This window comes from Mangrovivirga halotolerans, from assembly GCF_026241165.1.
GTDB lineage: Bacteria > Bacteroidota > Bacteroidia > Cytophagales > Cyclobacteriaceae > Mangrovivirga > Mangrovivirga halotolerans.
Map to the genome: position 1 here is coordinate 407,223 of NZ_JAPFQN010000006.1, position 15,504 is coordinate 422,726.

19 protein-coding genes are annotated in these 15,504 nt (G+C 34.5%); 4 read left to right on the forward strand and 15 right to left on the reverse strand.

What is annotated here, in order from left to right; genetic code table 11:
* The first annotated feature begins 23 nt into the window (after nt 1-23).
* Nucleotides 24-491: a sterol desaturase family protein gene (locus tag OO013_RS12655; protein WP_266057203.1), complete on the forward strand. Its 468-nt coding sequence runs from the start codon at nt 24-26 to the stop codon at nt 489-491.
* Here OO013_RS12655 and yidD read toward each other — a convergent pair.
* Nucleotides 488-730, reverse strand: a complete 243-nt coding sequence (gene yidD, locus OO013_RS12660; protein WP_266057204.1) for a membrane protein insertion efficiency factor YidD — start codon at nt 728-730, stop codon at nt 488-490. The two genes, OO013_RS12655 and yidD, sit on opposite strands and share 4 nt — an antisense overlap.
* Before the next feature lie 127 nt (nt 731-857).
* Here yidD and OO013_RS12665 point away from each other — a divergent pair, with 127 nt between their 5' ends.
* A complete protein-coding gene (locus OO013_RS12665; RefSeq protein ID WP_266057205.1) occupies nt 858-1,355 on the forward strand; it encodes a Fur family transcriptional regulator in 498 nt (165 codons plus the stop codon).
* A gap of 46 nt (nt 1,356-1,401) precedes the next feature.
* Here OO013_RS12665 and OO013_RS12670 read toward each other — a convergent pair whose 3' ends face one another.
* The 3 genes from OO013_RS12670 to trhO are packed head-to-tail and all read right to left on the reverse strand — an operon-like array spanning nt 1,402 to nt 4,476.
* The gene (locus tag OO013_RS12670; protein WP_266057206.1) at nt 1,402-2,385 is read right to left on the reverse strand and encodes a M23 family metallopeptidase; all 984 of its coding nucleotides are present in this window, start codon (nt 2,383-2,385) and stop codon (nt 1,402-1,404) included.
* A 56-nt stretch (nt 2,386-2,441) separates the two neighbouring features.
* Nucleotides 2,442-3,398, reverse strand: coding sequence for an ROK family protein (locus tag OO013_RS12675; protein ID WP_266057207.1), 957 nt, complete (start codon nt 3,396-3,398; stop codon nt 2,442-2,444).
* A gap of 7 nt (nt 3,399-3,405) precedes the next feature.
* The gene (gene trhO / locus OO013_RS12680) at nt 3,406-4,476 is read right to left on the reverse strand and encodes an oxygen-dependent tRNA uridine(34) hydroxylase TrhO (protein WP_266057208.1); all 1,071 of its coding nucleotides are present in this window, start codon (nt 4,474-4,476) and stop codon (nt 3,406-3,408) included.
* Nucleotides 4,477-4,647: 171 nt separating this feature from the next.
* Between trhO and OO013_RS12685 the strand changes: the two genes are divergently transcribed.
* Nucleotides 4,648-5,091 (forward strand): hypothetical protein, encoded by a 444-nt coding sequence (locus OO013_RS12685; RefSeq protein ID WP_266057209.1) that lies wholly within the window; start codon nt 4,648-4,650, stop codon nt 5,089-5,091.
* Here OO013_RS12685 and OO013_RS12690 read toward each other — a convergent pair.
* The 7 genes from OO013_RS12690 to OO013_RS12720 all read right to left on the reverse strand — a co-directional run bounded on the left by OO013_RS12690 (nt 5,088) and on the right by OO013_RS12720 (nt 11,219).
* Complete coding sequence (locus OO013_RS12690) at nt 5,088-5,516, reverse strand: DUF3299 domain-containing protein (RefSeq protein ID WP_266057210.1); 429 nt, start codon at nt 5,514-5,516, stop codon at nt 5,088-5,090. The two genes, OO013_RS12685 and OO013_RS12690, sit on opposite strands and share 4 nt — an antisense overlap.
* The gene (locus OO013_RS12695; RefSeq protein WP_266057211.1) at nt 5,506-6,663 is read right to left on the reverse strand and encodes an ABC transporter permease; all 1,158 of its coding nucleotides are present in this window, start codon (nt 6,661-6,663) and stop codon (nt 5,506-5,508) included. The genes OO013_RS12690 and OO013_RS12695 overlap by 11 nt, the downstream gene beginning before the upstream one ends.
* Nucleotides 6,660-7,283 (reverse strand): ABC transporter ATP-binding protein, encoded by a 624-nt coding sequence (locus tag OO013_RS12700; RefSeq protein WP_266057212.1) that lies wholly within the window; start codon nt 7,281-7,283, stop codon nt 6,660-6,662. Before OO013_RS12700 ends, OO013_RS12695 begins: the two co-directional genes overlap by 4 nt.
* Nucleotides 7,270-8,070, reverse strand: coding sequence for a hypothetical protein (locus OO013_RS12705; RefSeq protein ID WP_266057213.1), 801 nt, complete (start codon nt 8,068-8,070; stop codon nt 7,270-7,272). Before OO013_RS12705 ends, OO013_RS12700 begins: the two co-directional genes overlap by 14 nt.
* A gap of 8 nt (nt 8,071-8,078) precedes the next feature.
* On the reverse strand, nt 8,079-9,206 hold the full coding sequence (locus OO013_RS12710; protein WP_266057214.1) for a lipid A deacylase: 1,128 nt from the start codon (nt 9,204-9,206) through the stop codon (nt 8,079-8,081).
* A gap of 69 nt (nt 9,207-9,275) precedes the next feature.
* A complete protein-coding gene (locus OO013_RS12715; protein ID WP_266057215.1) occupies nt 9,276-10,682 on the reverse strand; it encodes a sensor histidine kinase in 1,407 nt (468 codons plus the stop codon).
* Between the two features lie 93 nt (nt 10,683-10,775).
* Nucleotides 10,776-11,219 (reverse strand): PaaI family thioesterase, encoded by a 444-nt coding sequence (locus OO013_RS12720; protein ID WP_266057216.1) that lies wholly within the window; start codon nt 11,217-11,219, stop codon nt 10,776-10,778.
* A gap of 30 nt (nt 11,220-11,249) precedes the next feature.
* Here OO013_RS12720 and OO013_RS12725 point away from each other — a divergent pair, with 30 nt between their 5' ends.
* Nucleotides 11,250-11,993, forward strand: coding sequence for a DJ-1/PfpI family protein (locus OO013_RS12725; protein ID WP_266057218.1), 744 nt, complete (start codon nt 11,250-11,252; stop codon nt 11,991-11,993).
* Here OO013_RS12725 and OO013_RS12730 read toward each other — a convergent pair.
* Genes OO013_RS12730 through OO013_RS12745 form a run of 4 tightly spaced genes read right to left on the reverse strand, consistent with a single transcriptional unit; the run spans nt 11,983 to nt 15,485 of the window.
* Nucleotides 11,983-13,479: a cryptochrome/photolyase family protein gene (locus OO013_RS12730; RefSeq protein ID WP_266057219.1), complete on the reverse strand. Its 1,497-nt coding sequence runs from the start codon at nt 13,477-13,479 to the stop codon at nt 11,983-11,985. The two genes, OO013_RS12725 and OO013_RS12730, sit on opposite strands and share 11 nt — an antisense overlap.
* Complete coding sequence (locus OO013_RS12735) at nt 13,472-14,071, reverse strand: hypothetical protein (protein ID WP_266057221.1); 600 nt, start codon at nt 14,069-14,071, stop codon at nt 13,472-13,474. The genes OO013_RS12730 and OO013_RS12735 overlap by 8 nt, the downstream gene beginning before the upstream one ends.
* The gene (locus OO013_RS12740; protein WP_266057222.1) at nt 14,059-15,351 is read right to left on the reverse strand and encodes a DASH family cryptochrome; all 1,293 of its coding nucleotides are present in this window, start codon (nt 15,349-15,351) and stop codon (nt 14,059-14,061) included. Before OO013_RS12740 ends, OO013_RS12735 begins: the two co-directional genes overlap by 13 nt.
* 2 nt (nt 15,352-15,353) lie before the next feature.
* Nucleotides 15,354-15,485: a DUF2256 domain-containing protein gene (locus OO013_RS12745; protein WP_266057223.1), complete on the reverse strand. Its 132-nt coding sequence runs from the start codon at nt 15,483-15,485 to the stop codon at nt 15,354-15,356.
* Between the last annotated feature and the right edge of the window lie 19 nt (nt 15,486-15,504).

Sequence of the window (15,504 nt, forward strand, 5' to 3'; positions counted from 1 at the left end):
GTTATTAAAAACCTTTAGGAGGTATGTGGGACATTATAATTAATTCTTTAATTGTTATTGGCACATTCTTATTTATGGAAGGTGTGGCCTGGTTTACGCATAAATACATTATGCATGGATTCTTATGGTCCTGGCATAAGTCGCACCATTCTTATCATAATCATGCACTTGAGAGAAATGACCTTTTCGCGTTAGTATTTAGCATTCCGGCAATCTTACTTTTCATGATTGGTTCCCAGTATCCCCAGTTTCACATATTAATATATTTTGCAATCGGAATTACTGCATATGGAATTTTCTATGTCCTTTTTCATGATATTTTAGTTCATCAAAGAATAAAATTCCGTTACCACGTTAAAAATACTTACCTTAAAAGGATGATTCATGCACATTATGTGCATCATGAAAAAAGAACCAAAGAAGGTTGTGAGGCTTTTGGGTTTTTATATGCCCCAAAAAAATACGATTCAAAACAAAAAGATAATGGTTAATCTTTTTTCGGTGGCACCGGATCATGCCCGCTCCCTCCCCATGGATGACACCTGGAAATTCGTTTTAGGCCTAGCCATAACCCCTTCCATGGACCGTGTACTTGAACTGATTTAACCATATAAGTACTGCAGCTTGGACTATATCTGCATGCTCCGGGAATAAATGGCGAGATCATTCCTTTATATATATAGGTCAATCCTATAAAAAATTTCGAGAAAATTAAGTTAACAACCTTCATACTAAATGGTTAAACCCTTAAAGAGTTAAAAACGTTACATCAATTGAGCATAAGACTTGCAAAGATTAATAAAAATATCAATTTTTGACTTTATTATAGTCGCGTAACATCGCGGATAAATTTAGATATGGGAAATAAAGGACTATCACCGGAAAAGCACGAAGAAATAAAAAATATTTTTACAAGCTTTCTTGAAGAGAAAAAGCTACGTAAAACTCCTGAGCGATTTGCTATTCTGGAGGAGATTTATAGCAATGAAGGACATTTTGATGTTGAGTCTTTGTATATCAACATGAAAAACAAAAATTATAGAGTTAGTCGTGCTACGGTTTACAACACATTAGATTTGTTATTGGAATGCAGCCTGGTGACAAAACACCAGTTTGGAAAGAATCTTTCACTTTATGAAAAGTCACATGCTTATCGACAGCATGACCATGTGATTTGTACTAAAACAAATCAAATATTTGAATTTTGTGACCCCAGGATCCAGGCAATACAAAAGCTGGTCGAAGACACATTTGACTTTACAGTCACTAGCCACACCCTTTACTTTTACGGATATCTCAATTCAGCTAAAGAAAAGGCTAACCAGGATTCAAAAAAAGAAGTTGAAGAGAAATAAAAAAAGCCGGCATAGCCGGCTTTATCATATATAACATCTTAATTAATTATAATCCCATTGTCTTGTTTACTTCATTTCCTTTTTTAAGAATATCAGCATATTCCTCAGGAGTTATATCTTGTAAAAAAAAGTGAACAGGATTTAACGGTTTATCATTTGAGCCTTTAAGTACTTCGTAATGTAAGTGCGGCCCGGTTGATTTTCCTGTATTTCCGACTTCAGCTATTTGCTGACCCCGCGTAACCTTATCTCCTTTTTTAACTAAAAATTTATTCAAGTGAGCATATCGGGTTTTATATCCAAAACCATGATCGATTATTATCTCTTTGCCATATCCCCAGGCATTAGTTCTTACCCTTACAACTTTTCCGTTACCGGTAGCATAAACAGGTGTTCCAATAGGAGCGGCAAGGTCAATGCCATCATGGCCACGTCTTGTACCATAATGAGGATCTATTCGTGTACCATATCCTGATACAAAATAGTACTTATCCTTATCTACAGGTTGAATAGCCGGCATGCTCTTCAGTTTTTCTTCTGCATTGATTGCAGATTTTAACAATTCTCCGTGCGAAGCTTCCTGCACCATCGCTCTGCGTTTCAGCTTGTCAATTCGTTTCGACAAATTAACATATACGTCTGAATATTGAAGATTATCGCCTTTTAACTTTTTATATCTGTCTGATCCTCCGACACCGGCGATTCGATAATCTTCAGGTAATGGATCAACACCCATAATTGTCCTGTAGATCTCATCGTCTTTTCTCTCTAATGAGGAAATAACATGATCAAGAGTGTCTAACTTGGATTGATATAGATCAAAATGGGTTTCCAGTTCAGCTACTCTTTCCTTAAGGATAATCTCTTCTGGTGAATCAAAAATAGCATTATATCCAAAGAGCAAAAGAGCACCTGATACAACTGATAAGATAAAAAAACCGAGGATGTTATAAAAAACATCTGACTTACGGACCCTTACTTTTTCGTATTTGCAAGATTCAGGGTCATAGTAGTACTTAATTTTTTTCATTTGTTGGCTGCAGTTGAAAAAATTAAATTTCCTGTTAAAAGGCCGTAATATAGCAATTATTGATATTCATTCCAAATTAAGGCTGCCGCACCAAGGATAGCAGCATTCATATCCATTAATCCGCTAGGCAAAATTTCGACTTTACCTTTGTAAATTGTCATCAGGTGTTCTTCAAAACTTTTCCTTGTGGGATCAAATAAAAGATCACCGCTACTTACCAGTCCACCAGCAAGATAAATGGCCTTTGGCTCCGAAAAAGCAACAAAATCAGCTAAAGACCTACCTAAAATATACCCTGTTTTCTCGAAAGCGGCCTTAGCAACCTCATCACCATTTAATGCCTCTTCAGTTATTTCTTCTCCGTGAAAATCATTTATTCCCAGATCCCTGAATTTACTTGGTGCTTTTTTAACAGCAAGCATTTCAAGTAATGTTCTTTTCAGACCGGTGGAAGAGCAATACGTTTCAAGGCATCCTTTTTTTCCACACCCACATTCTCTGCCATTCTCTACAGCCCTCGTATGACCAAGTTCTCCAGCAAAACCATTATTTCCATAAACCAATTTATTATTAATAACTATGCCTGAACCGAGGCCGGTACCTAGTGTGATAGTTATAAATTCCGAAACTCCTTTTGCTGCTCCAAAAATCCCTTCGCCATAGGCACTAGCATTAGCATCATTAGTAAGTATAGCAGGAATGTCGGGAAATATAGGCTTTAATTTATCTATTAAAGGAACAATCCCTTTCCATTCTAAATTTGCTGCATGTTCGATGGTTCCTTTAAAGTAATTACCATTTGGAACCCCAATACCTATTCCGATTAATTCACATTCACCGATTTCATCTACTAATTTGTCTACTTCGGTTTTTATCTTTCGCAGGTAATCATCAATATCAGAATGGCCTTTAGTTGGCAATTTTGACTGAACAGGGCAATTACCTTTTTCATCAACAAGTCCAAGCTTGGTATAAGTTCCCCCGATGTCAATGCCTACAGCAAATTTTTTCATGTTTAGGTCAGCTTTTTAAAGTGCTATTAAGTGGTTTTTTATATTTGAGCTTTTCAGATCTTCCTTTTACGTATTTATCTCCTGTCCTGACCGGATTATTCTTCCTCCACTCTTGTCTTTCTTCTTCATCCCAATGTAAAACTTCTTTACACTCATCTGAACAGCAGCCTTCAAATTTTTCCTTACAATTGCTACACTGGATAAATAATATATGACAACCATCATTTGCGCAATTTGTATGATCATCACACGGCTCTCCACATTGATGACAAACAGCGATTACATCCTCACTGATTCTTTCTCCCAACCTGTCATCAAATACGAAGTTTTTACCAATATACTTATTCTCCAGCCCTTCATCTTTAACCTGTCGGGCGTATTCAATAATACCTCCATTTAACTGGTAGACATTTTTAAATCCTTTATGCTTATAATACGCACTGGCTTTTTCACACCTGATTCCTCCGGTGCAATACATTAAAATATTTTTGTCTTTGTGCTCCTTTAACTCTTCTTCCACTACATTGAGTGCTTCCCTGAAGGTATCTACATCTGGGGTTAAGGCATTTTTAAAATGACCAACTTCAGCCTCATAGTGGTTTCGCATATCTACAATTATAGTATTCGGATCCTCTGCTAATCGGTTAAATTCAGCTGCACTCAAATGAATACCTTTATCAGTTACATCAAAGGTGTCATCATTTAAACCGTCGGCTACAATTTTATCTCTTACTTTTATAGTAAGCTTATAAAAAGATGGCGCCTCAGCTTCAACTGCAATATTCAGTCGAACATTATCTAGCCAATCAATTGAATAAAGTTCGTTTTTAAATTGCTCAAAATTTTCTTTAGGCACACTTATCTGGGCATTTATTCCTTCCCAGGCCACATAGGTTCTTCCTAATACTCCCATCTCATCCCATTCCGCATAAAGCATATCTCTGAATTCTTCAGGATCTGAAATATGATGGTATTTGTAAAATGACAAAGTTACTCTTGTCGTTTTATCATCACTGTAAACACGAGACTTTAATTCTTCTCTGTTTACCCTGTTATAGAGATGCTTAACTTTTTTCATGAGGCAAAATTAGGCCTAATTTAACACAGGAACAATAATGTGCCTCAATCAATACAAGTAAAGATCGATTTTTAACTTTATTTTTGATAAATTTTTAATATGCAGCGTTATTATTTTTACGTTTATATAAAATAAAATATATATTAGATCTTTATTCTCAATTTTAATAAAATGAAAACCAAAACATTATCATACTTATTACTTCTGGGTTTTGCTGTATTATCTTCTTGTGTAAATGGTGACGAGCACATGGCTATAAGCTATACCTTAAAATCTGGCACAAATTACAACACCGGAGGTACGGTTAATGTACAACAAATTGAAGGTGGGGTCAAAATAACTATTAAGCTTGAGGGAGGAATTGAAGGCGAATTTCATCCGGCTCATTTACATTTCGGAGCCTGGGACGGTGAAGGAGAAATGGCCGCAATGCTAAACTCTGTTGATGGAACAACTGGTCTTTCGGTAACAGAACTGAAAGTTCTTTCAGACAATTCATCAATGAATTTTGACAGATTCCTGACTTTTGATGGCAGCATCAGGATTCACCCAAACGATGGTGATCTGAGAAAAGAAATTATGGCTTATACGAATATCGGAATTAACACACCTTAATCGACCACATCAGCATCATCAAGGATATAGTTCAGGTGATAAATATCAGATTTATTAAGCCTGAACTTTCCTTTAAACACAACATAGTCATCCGTTTTAAATTTTTTATGCCCGGGTTTTAAATTCAATTCCATAACTGTTTCAGGACCGGCGTTTCCACAAAAAAAACAATTTGCAAAAGGGTTTTTAGATAATACAAATTCTCCTTTCTTCACATCCATTGGAATAACATATCCTTCGATAATAACTTCTTTCCCATCAATTGCTTTTACCTTCGGTCCAAAAGTAGGTTCTGTAAAGTAGGTCTCTAACTGATTATCATACGTTTGATTGAATTGAACATCTGCCAAAGTATTCCAATCAATCTTAGTTTGACCGAAAACCGGAATGATAGTTATTAAAAATATGAGTATTTTATTTTTCATCACTTAAAACTTGAGCTATATCTGTTTTATACAACTTATAAGCAGGGATCAAGGCTGCAACGATACCTAATAAGATCACCAATGGCAGTAAAATTAGTTCACGAGTATCAAACATACTACCTGTTAACCATGCACTTTCTTTAATATAGGATATAAAATACATAATCAACCTGCTTAATATTAAACCAATCAAAATCCCTGCCAGACACAAAATGCAGGATTCCACGATTACCTGAAATAATACTCTGGCTTTTGAATATCCCAGCACCCGCATTACAGATAAATCGTATTTTTTCTGGTCAAGTGAAGTAAACAAAGTAATAAAAACTGCAAAACCTGAAAGAGCCATTATACCGTAGGCCAGTATTTTTAATGTGTCATATCCTGTACCTAAAAGGGTCATTAACCGGTCAATTTCAATAGAAGGTAAAGCTGCCTGCATTGAAGTATTATTATTGATCATTTTGCTAAGCATGAGTTGTCCCATAGGATTTTTAAACTGTAGGAGATAAGCGGTAAAATCACCTTCGCCCTCGATGTCATGGACTTCCCATAAGCTTTGGTAAGGCGTAATGATCAATCGGTCAACAACAGTTCCGGTAGGTTTCAGAATACCTTTTACTTTAAAAGGATGTTGATGTTGTTCTGCTTCCATAGCCTGGCCATGCTGAGAATTTATCTTTGACCCAACAGTAAGATTATGTTTTTTAGCAGCCTGTGACCCCACTACTACTTCCATTTCTTCATTAAATAATCTCCCTTCCGCTATTTGGACATCGTATAAATTCAAATATGAGGTATCGGTACCGACAATCCTTGTGCCCTGATAAGAATCCCCATAAGCAAGAGGTATTGCTTTTTTAACTAAGGGGTGTCTTGTAAAAGGCTTTACTTCTGAAGCTTTAATATTACCCGTTGGGTTATCTGCCTGATAAACGGCTGACAATATTAACTGCAAAGGACTTCCTTTGGCTCCTACAACCATTTGAATTCCTTTAATATCTCCATAGAATTTCTTCTGAAGATCATTATCTATCAAAAAAAGCAGGGAAATTATCCCTGTACCTGTAGCTACAAGCAATATGCTCATCAAACTATACCAGGGCTTTGAAAGAACGCTTTTAAAACTTATATAAAAATCGTTCATAAATCTATTTCATTTTTAAAATACCTTTTGACCCTTTGGTCATGAGTAATACAAACTAACTGTGAATTATTTATCTCCGCTTCTTCTAACAATAACTCCATTACGATGCTGGCATTTTTGTCATCTAAACTAGCTGTGGGCTCATCAGCATACAGTACTTGTGGTTTATTCACTATAGCTCTTGCAATACCTAACCTTTGCTTTTCTCCCAGGCTCAGATTATTAGTTTTATAGCTTGCTCTGTTTTCTATACCAAGCCTATTGACCAATTTATTTATATGATTGTTTTTCTCTGGGAATCCTTTTTTTACAGCAATTTCAATATTCTCAAAAGCTGTTAAACCGGAAACAAAGTGAGGTTGCTGAAAAACAACGCCGATCTGGTTACCGCGGAAGAAATCCAATTCAGAAGACTTCAATTCATATAATGATGTGCCGTTAATTTTAACTTTTCCTGATTTCGGCCTTCGAATTCCTGCAAGCAGATGTAATAATGTTGTTTTACCCACACCACTATTTCCTGTAATTAAAAGATTTTCTTTATTTGGAACATTGATGTCAGGAAAAGAGAATTCCGGTCCGTCTTTATAGGTGAATTTTAGCTTTTCAGTTTGAATCATTGTGGTAATATTCAGAAAAAGGTGTTTCGCTTAAATCATCAGTCACTACAATATCTGTTAGCTTTCTGCTTCCTCTATCTGATGAAAGTAAAAGACCATTGTAATTATTGTAGCCTCTCCAAGGGGTAGCCATCCCCGGAATGGTATCAGTAGCATTTGAATAATATGCCCATTTTTTTATAAGATTGTCCGATTGGTCAACAAAAACTTCATACTTATTTTCAGGAGTTACTCCAACTGAATTAAAAGTTAATTGAAGTACATGAGCAGGGCCTTCTTTAATCGTATCTTCTCTAAGATATTTTAAAGTAACACCCGAGTCTTTAAGTTTATATGGCATTAAAAGCCAGTATGTATCATTTACCCAGGCTTCATATCCATAATTTGCATAATATTTTATGGAATCGGGATTTTTAAGGAGTTCGCCATCTTTCCAGACAGTACCATTCCTGGTATCCAGGTCCACAAGGATCTTCAGATCCTTTTTATTTAATTTTATAATTGCGGAATCCGCAAATTTATCCCACCAGACTTTTCTAAAACCAAAAAAATCAAACCCAATAAAGCGGGTATTATCATATGCTTTTCTCCCACCCATTGCAACCATTACGCTATCAGCGATGGAAATTGCCTTATCGTCTGATTCAGCCATATTAAAACCTGGTGCTGGAGGATTATAAAATGCACTATCAATGTTGGTGTTTTCTTTTGATGTCTTTTCCTTACCTTCACCACAGGAAGTGATGATCAAAATGAAGGCCATTAAAATTAAATAAGGGGTTTTCATAATGAATATTATTTATTTTTTAATAGTGGATAGTTCAGCTTTAAATTAAAATACAAAGCAAATGAATATTCGAATGATTTATTATTAAGATCGTAGAGTGGTTCTCCCCTCAAGGTCAAATAACTGTTTTTAGCAATTTCAAGATCGTATCCATACCTTAAAAAAATCAGCTCCCGATCTTCAATATATCCCGGAGTACCATACTCAGTTGCTAAAGACTGATACAATCTCCCTCCCTGGTAAGAATAAAAGTCATTACCATTCCAGTATGAAAGCAAAAATTGCCCAAAATTGTTTGATCTAACCGATGCATTTAAAAATATTCCGTTACCATCATTAAATGGAAGTAGCTCTGTGCCTGAATTATCATTAAATGTAACATAAAATGCAGAGGTTTCTATTTCCTTTAAGACTGAAGCTTCGGAAAGCTTCCAATTTGTTTTAAGACCAAAAGCAAAGTTAGTCCTGGTAATTAATGAGGCATTACTAATATCGATCTGACCTCCACGATGATAGACTTTAAACTGCAGTGGTATACTGAGACTAAAACTATTTTTATTTACAATTTTTCCATCAAAAATTAATCCTCCTGCAATCTCTTCCTTTGCCGAATCTAAAGGATAAATCATATTTTGCCAGTCTACCCAAATATCGAGATCGTACCAGTTTCCTTTCCGTAAATATTGAATTCCCAGCTCAGGATTATTAGTTATAAAGTTTTCAAATTCATATAACGGTTCAATATATTGATGGGCTAACCAACCATTAATATTTCCAAAAGTCAGTGTGTTCTTTTCCCATTGATAATTTATTTTGAAATAGGGCAAAACAGTTCTGAAGTCTTCATTTCCGAAATCCCACCTGAAAAATCCTCCGGCTTCAAAATTCAAGTTATCGTTAAATTGATATCCACCTTTTACAATTAGGTTATAGCCAAAAAGAGTGTAACCTTCTACTATGTCATTAAAGTATTCGTTATTCTTGAAATATCCGGTTGTATTTATTCCGAGGTAAATTTTTTGATCTACCGAATCTGGACCAGTGCTTAAAAATGCAGAATTATCTATTTGAGAACAGCCCTCATGATAGGTGAGCAGTAAAAAAAATAGAACTATAAGAGACTTGATCAATTTCATTCAGATATAAATAAACAAAAAGGAAGCGTAAATATACACTTCCTTCTCGATTTATTGAATGAATATGAATTATGCAGACATACTCAGATCTGTTGTCTGTGATAATTTTCTGGGTATTTTGAGTTTAAAAGTGGCGCCAGGTTCACTCTTATTATTTGAGACTGAAATATTAATGTTCAGATCATCACATAATTTTTTAACAATAGATAACCCTAAGCCAAAACTGCTTTCTCCTCCTGTAGGCTTTGCACTTAGCTTCTTATATTTCTTGAACATATTCTTTTTATCGTCATCAGAAAAACCAGGACCACTATCTTTAATTTTAAGAATTAAATAATCCTTATTATCCTCCATCACGATATTTACAGAAGAACTCTTCGGCGAATATTTGATTGCATTTGATAAAATATTATCAATAATTCTATTGATCATAACACCATCAGATTTGATAATATGATTGGAGGAATCATTTTGATAGTTAATATCTATATTTTTTAATCTCGCCTGATAGGAAGTTGAGGAAATAAACTTCAACATCATCTGGTTGGCATCGATAATTTCACTTTCAAGTCTTTTTTCTTCATCAAGAGTAAGAACATCATCAATTAATATAGACGCTTCTTTAGACACTTCTTCAAGAATAGAAAGATATTCTTCCGTTTCTTCTTTGTTTCTTGATGTTTTAAGGAGTGAAAGTAATCCTCCAATTCTGCCTATAGGTGACTTAAGATCATGTGCTACCACTTTTACAACATGATCCCTTTCATTTACAGCTTTAATAAGCTCCTCATTTCTCTTTTGAAGCTTATAGTTTAGCTCAATGAAAGCATTATTTTGAGATTGGATCATTTCAGAATAATCTTCAAGATCTTCACTTCTTTGTTCCAACTGGTTTATAAGTTCACCGTTTTTTGCTTCATAATAACGGGTAGACTTCTGGTAAAAAGTAGTTAGAAAGAAGACAAACAGGGTAGAACCAATAAAAGTCAAGACATTGGCAATCCATATCTCCATCGGAGAAAGAGTAAAGAAAGGCAGGTTATATCCTATGTAAAAATACCCAAGTAGAAGAATTGAAACAAAATAAATATATGCTAGTACTCTTTCAGAGTGAGATTCCAGAATTATTACCGGAATTAATATTAAAAAGAAAAATATGAATTCGGCAGTTACCTGGGAACCAAAAAGAACAAATATTCCCAAAGGAATAACCGGATATAAAATAATAGCGATCCAACGACTTATTATTCTCATCCCTAGCCATGAGAAAAACAGGATAATAAATGCAAGGGCCGTTATCAATAAAACAGTAATTGATAACTCCCCAAACCCGGACAACCACAGAAAACCAGACACTGGTGCAAAAATAGCCATCGCTAACATTGACACCTGGTTAAGAATTATTGTTTTTCTTTTGTTTTCTTTGGAAAGGTCAGGTCGCAATCCCAACTTTGATATGTACTTCCAAATTTTCATTCACACACTAATCAACGTGCAAAAGTATCCAAATAATATTTGGTGTAACAACCAAAAATTGCACTCATCCTAGTTGTGTAAGATTTTTGACCTTTACTGACTAAATGAGTTGGCCTTCGAGGTTGCCATGAGGTTTGATGTTGAATAAGCGATAACCACATCATCGCGTTTAAGCTTACAAACACAGTGAGTTATCTTTCTTCCATCTTTAATTACTTCTGTTTCAGCAACTATCTCGTCATCAAGAAAAGCTGGTTTTAAAAAGTCAATTGTCAGGTTTACAGATGTATAAAAATGCTCTTTATTTAAAGTAAACAGACATAATCCCATCATATCGTCTGCGATCAAACTCGCCATACCACCATGAAGAACCCCCGCAGGATTCATCATTTCTTTCCTTACTTTAAAACTAACGGCGATTTTTCCTAATTCTGCCGAAATCAGTTTACCTTTAAGCCAATTTGAAACTTCACTTGGAGTATTTTCTATTGTACTGCCAATTTGTGTATTTAAAAATTCAACTATTGGATTTGCCATACTTAAAAATAAGAATTTAAATCAAAAGATATGAAAAATCTTGCTTCACTGCTTATAGCTTTTGTATTATTTTCATGTGGAAAAAGTGAATCTGTTTCTGATTTATCCAATAAGAAAGAATCAGCAAAGATTTCAAAAGACACCTTACATGTGGAAATATTTTTATCAGATAAGACTTTCAATACTGAGCTAATTGCTCCTATGGATATTTTTCAGCATACTATTTACCATACAAACCCGGTAATGAAAGTGACTGTGGTCGGTGAAAAGGAAGGAACTATTAATACATTTGAAGGATTGAAAATAATTCCTGATAAATATTACGGAACAAATTCATCCCGTCCTGATATTTTAGTTATCCCTTCTTCAGCTAATCACTTGAATGAAAATAATGCAAGTCAGGAAGTCCTGGACTATCTCAAAAGACAATCGGAAACTGCAGATTATATTTTAACTCTCTGCGATGGGGCATTTTTAGCTGCAGAAGCAGGGATTTTAGATGGTAAAGCAGTAACCACCTTTCCTTCGGACATTAAACTATTCAGACAGAGATATCCTGCCATCCCTTGCATGGATAGCGTAAGCTTTGTTCATGATGGAAATTTAATTACTTCTGTTGGAGGAATAAAAAGCTATGAAGCTGCACTTTATTTATGCGATTTGATATATGGGAAAGAAAAAACTAGAAATATAGCAGAGGGTCTGGTTATAGATTGGGATAAATCATCTATAAAATATGAAATAGTAAAAGATAGTCTGAAAATCAGTAAGTAGTATTAGCAATAAATTTCTCAGCGGCATCAAATAATTTCCTTTTATCCATATCTGATTTTTTATCAAGCATAGAAACCATCATGCTTAACCGTGGGTTAGAAGAAAAAAAATCTCTGTGCTTATCTATAAACCTCCAATACAAGCCATCAAAGATTTCATTCCAGTCTGATTTACCATAGTCTGACATTTTCTTAATATAATTTGAACCGCTTATATATGGTTTAGTTGCGAAAAGTCCTCCATCTGCAAATTGACTCATACTGTAAACATTACCAGCCATTACCCAATCTGCAGAATCAATAAACATTTCCATAAACCAACGATAGCATTCATCCGGATCGACCTCTGACAATAACATAATGTTTCCCATGATCATCAACCTTTCTATATGATGCAAATAAGCCTGTTCATTAACTTTTCTAATGCAATCATCCACTGGCTGGATGCCTGTGGTGCCATCGTACCAGCATTTTTTTAACTTTCCTTTATGTTTCCAAAAGTTTTTATTCATGTCTTTATTTTGATACATGCCGTGCATAAACTCTCGCCAACCAATGATCTGTCTCACAAATCCTTCTATGCTTGAAAACGTAACTTCATCGACTTTATCTAAAATAGAATCGAGCACTTCTTCAGGCGTTAATAAACCGCTATTTAGATAGGGAGAAAGGGTAGAATGAAATAAGAAAGAATTATCAGACAAAATACCATCCTGATAAGGACCAAAATTGTCTAGCTTTTCTTCAATAAAATATTTAAGAACTTCTTTGGCTGACTTTCTGGTCACTGCCCATTTAAATGGTTTAGAAGACCCAGGGTGTTTATTGAATATTCTTTCAATTAATTCTTGTGCTTCGCTCACATGCTCCTGATTCTCAAAATCTATTTGATCAGGTATTTTTAATCCTTTTGGTATTTTCTTTCTATTTTCAGCATCAAAACTCCATTTATTTCCACGAGGACTTCCATCTTCAACAAGAATATTAAGTTCCTTTCTTTTTTCTATATAATAATTTTGCATTCGTATTGACTCATTATTATCCAGCCAATTCTTAAAGTCATCTCTTGAAAACAAAAATTTAGGTGAAGGTATCGTTTCAAATGTTAGTTTCTTACTGTTACAATACCCTATAATGCTTTTTTCAAAAAATTTATCTGAAATTTCATATGAAACTATAGTGCTTATGGAAGGATTTTCATCTAATGTTTTAGTAATCTTTTCGGTATAAGAAATGTGTTTGTTGGATTCACTAAGCTCATAATATTTGATGTCTATACCTTTTGATTTTAGCTCATCCCGATGATTTCTCATTGTAGAAAGAAAGTAGATTAGTTTTTGTTTATGGTAATTAAAATGAGTACAGAGTTCATAATCTTCAGCCATAAAAAACAAAGTATTATCATTTCCTGAGAGAGCTTTAAAATCATGGTCATATAAACTATCACCCGCAATCAAAGCAAGTCGTTTAAATTTTTTATTAGACATATATTAAGCCTTCCTTTTTATTCCCTATTGCCGTTGCTTCACCTAAATAAATCTTTACGGTAATGATCCATGCTATCATTGCATCAAAAGCATGGGAATTAATAATTTGATTATTCTTTACGTCTAAAGAAAAAATGTAATCCCTGAATTCTTTTTTGGTGTGATTCCTCTTTAATATCGGAAACTCATTTGATCTTAAATATCCTGAAGGATATACTTCGTAAATTCTATTGATTTTTTGCTTAAGCTGGTTTTTTAGTTTTATTGAACGTGCGGTTAATCCTCCGATAAACATCGGTGACATAGCTTGAAGTTCACGATCGCATTGTCTGTAGAAATAATCTTCAAAGGCATTGTTAGTATATACACCGGGTAATGACAAGGGGGAATCAATTCCTACAATTGATGGTTTCTTTTCATTGATAAGATCATAGAGCCAAACATCAGTATTGCGACCTTTCTTACTATAATATAAGTTTAAAGTATTATTTTCGTTGATGCACAACACTGTATTACCTGAAAGATTACTACCGTAATCAATTCCGGAAATTGTGGGCAAACCTTCCAAATCAGGAAGTTTTAATTTAGCCATAACTTTATAAACTGATTTTTCTTATCATACTTTTCAGACTGAAGATCAGGATTAAACCTACGGTCAGTAACAGAATCATTTCCTACTCCAGATACATACATCCAGTTTCCATAATTGGAACAGGGATCATAATCTATTAAACAATGCTCAAACCAGTAAGCACCCCAACGCCAATCAATCTTATAATCATGAGCTAGCCAGGAAGCGACATTTTGCCTCCCTCTGTTACTCATAAAGCCTGTTTCTTTCAGCTCAATCATGTTTGCATCTATAAAGTCGACACCTGTATTTCCTGTACGCCATCTATTAAATAGATCGACATCGTAATTCCAGTCTTTTTTTCTGTGCTTTATCCCTTCTGCCTTAAAAAATTCAGCGCCGAACTTTAAGGCTTGAAAATGAAAGAAATCACGCCATAATAGCTCAAAAATCAGCCAATATGTGCTTATATTACTTCTAATTTGATCTTCGAACTTTTTTACTTCCTGGTAAACTCTCCTGGCAGATAAAGACCCATTCGCCAACCAGGGGGAGAATTTACTACTGTATTCGGTTCCTACTAGCCTGTTTCTGGTAGACTTATAACTTAGGATATGCTGGCTTTCCCAAATATATTGATTCATTCTATTCAAAGCAGCACTTTCTCCCCCTTCAAAAGGAAAGGCAGTTTTTTCAGGAATAATGGTCTCTTCCTCCTCTAGAACTAATATTTCAGGCCATTTAACGTCTTTAAAAGAAATTAGTGTTGCCGGTAAATCTTTTACATCATCGTATGAGTTTTGAACAGAGAATTTGTCTTCAATCTTTTTCCGAAAAGAAGTAAATCCAAACGGAAGAGAATCTATTTTAAAAGGTAACGATTCAGGATCAACCATTAACATGGATTGATGAGATACTATATTTTCATCTCCAATTAGAGCTCTCAGATAATTGATGTCATCCCTTTCTTCTGAGGCAAACTGATCCTGCGTAAAAACTTTGTCAATATTATGTTCCTGAAATATATCTGAAATTATTTCCGCCGGATTACCGATCAACACAATGAGTTTCTGATCAATCTTTTTTAAAGACCGGTCCAGATCAACTAATGTTTCTTTTAAAAACTTTCTTCTGTATTTTCCGAACCTGTTAAAGTCAAGACCAAAAGGATTATTTAACCATCGATTTGGAATTATATAAAGACATAAAAGTTCATCAAAAGATTGGTTAAGATTGCTTAGCACTGGTTGATCATGAATTCTCAGGTCAGATTGGAACCAATAAATTGCTTTTCGACTCATTCTTATTTATTTCTACGGCATTTTTTACTACAATATTTAACATTATGCCAATTCTTTTCCCATTTCTTTCTCCAGGTAAAAGGCCTTTGACAAACCAGACAAATTTTTTCTTCGAGAAACTCTTTTTTATGCATAATTTAAGAATTATAACAA